Genomic DNA, 3,478 nt, shown 5'->3' with positions numbered 1-3,478 from the left:
CGCCGCGCCCGGCCACCCCGCCGCGCCCGGCCTCCGCGCGACGCCCGGCCTCCGCACGACGCCCCGGCCTCCGCGGGACGCACGACGAAGGCGGCCGTCCCCCCGAGGGACGGCCGCCTTCCGCGTCGCGCGTCGGTAGGCCGGGGTGTCAGCCCTTGCTGATCTCCCAGAAGCGGAAGACCGTCGAGGCGTCCAGGCACGACTCCAGGCCGTAGACGCTGTCGCGGGCGACCGCGTACTGCTTGGCCTGCCAGACCGGCAGCAGCGGCACCTCCTTGGCGACGATGTCCTGGAGGTCGGCGTACTGCTCGTCGGTCCTGGTGCGGTCGCTCTGGGTCGCCGTAGCGGGAATGATCTTCCCGGTGATCTCGCTGTTCGCGTAGTGGTTGCCGAGGACGTTGCCCTTGCCGAAGAACGGCTGCGTGAAGTTGTCCGGGTCCGGATAGTCCGGCACCCAGCCCTTGACGTAGACGCCGTACTTGCCGTCGGCGATGTCCTCCTCGTACTGCCCGAAGGGAACGGACTTCACGTCGGCGTCGAAGAGGCCGGAGGCGTTGAGCTGCTTGGCGATGGCGCGCAGCTCCTGGTCGGTGGCCGGGCCGTAGCGCGCGGGCGTGGACCAGAGCGTGAGCTTGGCCTTGCCCTCGATGCCCGCGCCGCGCAGTGCGGCGGCGGCCTTCGAGCGCTGGGGGCGGGCGCCGTAGGTGTCGAAGAACGCCGTGTTGTGGCCGCCGATGCCCGCGGGGACGATCGAGTACAGCGGTGTGGCGGAGTCCTGGTAGACCTCCTTGGCCAGGGCTTCCCGGTCCAGGAGGTAGGCGACGGCCTTGCGGACGCCGAGCTTGCCCGCCACCGGGTCCTTCATGTTGAAGACCAGGTGCTGCACCTCGGCGCTGCTGCCCTCGACGACGTCGACGTCCTTGCCGGACCCGGCGGAGTTCTCCTGGATGTCGGCGATGTCCGCCGGGGCGAGCCCTCGGTAGGCCACGTCGACGTTGCCGTCCAGGAGCGACTGCTTCAGCGCCTTGCGGTCACCGTGGAAGAACTTGAGGGCGACGCCTTCGTTCTTGACCTTGGCGGTGCCCCCGTAGGAGTCGTTGACGGAGAAACCGGCCTGCGTGTCGCCGAAGGAGTCCAGCTTGTAGGGGCCGGAGCCGACGGCCCGGCCGTCCGTGCGCAGCTTGTCCATGTCGTACTCGCGGTGGTCCACGATGGAACCCGCGCCGGAAGCGATCTTGCTGGGGAAGGTCGCGTCGGGGTACTTGAGCTTGAAGACGACCTTCTTGGCGTTGGGCGTGCGCACGCTGTCGAGCATCGGGAACATGATCGCCGGGCCGTCGTCGGCCGCGATGTTCCGCATGCGGTCGAAGGAGAACTTGACGTCCTTCGAGGTGAGCGCGTTGCCGTTGCTGAACTTCAGGCCGTCGCGCAGCTCGCACGCGAAGACCCTCGCCTCCGTGTCGGTGAAGCCGCACGTCCTGGCGGCCTCCGGCTCCGGCTCGGTGGCGCCCTTGGGGAAGCTCAGGAGGGACTGGAAGACGTTGTTGAACAGGAGCCACGACCCGGGGTCGTAGCCGGACGCGGGATCGGTGGCCAGGACGTCGTCGGACATCCCCACCACGACCGCGTCACCGGTGTCCCCCGCGCCGCCGGTCTCCGTGCCGCAGCCGGTCAACAGGGCGGCGGCCAGCCCTCCCGTGAGGGGAAGGGCCAGCCACTGGTTACGACGAATCACTTACATGCCTTACATCTGGTGGTCGTGCGGTGGTACGCGAAAGGGGGGCGGAGGTGGGCCGCCCCCCTTCGTCTCAGCGGGATGCTCAGCGGGCGTGTCAGCCGCTGACGCCGCGGCCGAGCTCCCAGAGCTGGAGGCTGGAGGCGGAGTTCAGGGCGTACTCGACACCCGTGATGTCGTCGCGCGCGGCGATGTACTGCTTGCCCTGCCAGAGCGGCAGGACGGGCACGTCCTCGGCCACGATGTCCTGGATCCTGCGGATGCTCTTGGAGGCGGCCAGGCGGTCGGCCTCGCGGCGCGAGGTCGGGATGAGCTGGTCGATGATGTCCCGGTTCTGGTAGGGCGAGCCGAGGAAGTTGCCCTTGTCGAGGAAGGGCGCGATGAAGCTGTCGGCGTCGGGGAAGTCGGGGAACCAGCCCATGCCGTAGACCGCGTACTTGCCGTCACGCTCGGCGGGCCGGAAGGTGCCCCAGGGCGTGCCCTTGATCGAGACGTCGAACAGACCGGAGTCGTTGAGCTGCTTCTTGAGCAGCTCGAACTCCTTCTTCGTCGCCGGACCGTAGTGGTCGGTGGTGTAGTTCAGCGTCATCTTCACCGGGGTGGTGATGTTCGCCTTGTTCAGCAGGGTGCGGGCCTTGCTGACGCTCGGGTTGCCGTACTTGTTGAAGAACGAGTTGGCGTGGCCCGTGATGGTGGCGGGCACCAGCGAGAACAGCGGGTCGGCCGTCTCGCCGTACACCGAGGAGGCCAGCGCGCCGCGGTCGATGACCTGCGCCATGGCCTGCCGGACGGCCTTGCTCTTGGCGGGGGCGGCGTCGGTGTTGAAGGCGAGGTAGCGGATCTCCAGACCCTGCGCCTCGATCACGTCGACCTTCTTGTCGGAACCCCCGTCGAGCTCCTTGACCTGCTCGGGCGACATGGTGCGCGCCATCACGTCGATGTCGCCGTCCTTGAGCGCCTTGCCCATGGACTTGGTGTCGTTGAAGCTGCGCAGCTCCACCTTGTCGCTCTGGGGCTTGAACTCACCCTTGTAGTGGGGGTTCTTGGTGAACACCGTCTTCACCAGGCGGTCGCCGTCGACCTCCTGCTTCGCGATGTACGGGCCGGAGCCGGTGACCTCGAAGCCGTCGCGCAGCTTGTTCTTGGGGTAGTCGTCCTTGCTGATGATGCCCGCGGGGGGTGTCGCCAGCTTGTACGGGAACGTCGCGTCCGGCGCCTTGAGGTGGAAGATGACCTCGCGGTCGCCCTGCGTCTCGATCTCCTGGACGTTCGCCACCAGGGCGTCGACGCCGCTGGAGTCCTTGATCTTCATGTCGCGGGCGCGCTCGATGGAGAACTTCACATCGGCGGCGGTCAGCGGATCGCCGTTGGAGAACGTCAGGCCCTTGCGCAGGGTGCAGGAGTAACGCTCGTTGCCCGTGTCGGTGAAGCCGCACTGCTCGGCGGCCTCGGGCTGCGGGTCGCCACCGGCGCGCGGCAGGGCCATCAGCGTCTGGAGGGTCTGCCGCAGCAGGCTCCAGGAACCGGCGTCGTAGGCGTACGCCGGGTCGAAGGGCGCCGGTGCCTCCTTCGAGATGGCGAACGCGTCCGTGGTGCCGACGGCGATCGCGTCGTCACCGTCTCCGCTGCCCGAACCGCCACACGCGGCGAGTGCGGGGGCGAGCAGACCTATGACAGCCGGCAGCACCAAAGTCTTGCGGTTCATGCTCGACGTTCTCCAGAGCTCTTGGATCCCGTGAATCC

The 3,478-nt window shown here is 68.2% G+C and carries 2 protein-coding genes; both read right to left on the bottom strand.

Going from position 1 to position 3,478, the window contains the following annotated elements:
* Window positions 1-148 precede the first annotated feature (148 nt).
* On the bottom strand, window positions 149-1,735 hold the full coding sequence (locus AB8Z36_RS32675) for an ABC transporter substrate-binding protein (RefSeq protein ID WP_369217006.1): 1,587 nt from the start codon (window positions 1,733-1,735) through the stop codon (window positions 149-151).
* A gap of 97 nt (window positions 1,736-1,832) precedes the next feature.
* Window positions 1,833-3,440 (bottom strand): ABC transporter substrate-binding protein, encoded by a 1,608-nt coding sequence (locus tag AB8Z36_RS32670; protein WP_369217005.1) that lies wholly within the window; start codon window positions 3,438-3,440, stop codon window positions 1,833-1,835.
* Window positions 3,441-3,478 lie beyond the last annotated feature (38 nt).

The sequence above is a fragment of the Streptomyces flavofungini genome, assembly GCF_041028215.1.
Lineage (GTDB): Bacteria > Actinomycetota > Actinomycetes > Streptomycetales > Streptomycetaceae > Streptomyces > Streptomyces flavofungini_B.
This window is presented reverse-complemented; position numbering and strand designations above follow the sequence as displayed.

Bases quoted from the DNA above. Each gene is read 5' to 3' on its own strand.
- AB8Z36_RS32670 (WP_369217005.1), bottom strand. From the start codon at position 3,440: ATGAACCGCAAGACTTTGGTGCTGCCGGCTGTCATAGGTCTGCTCGCC.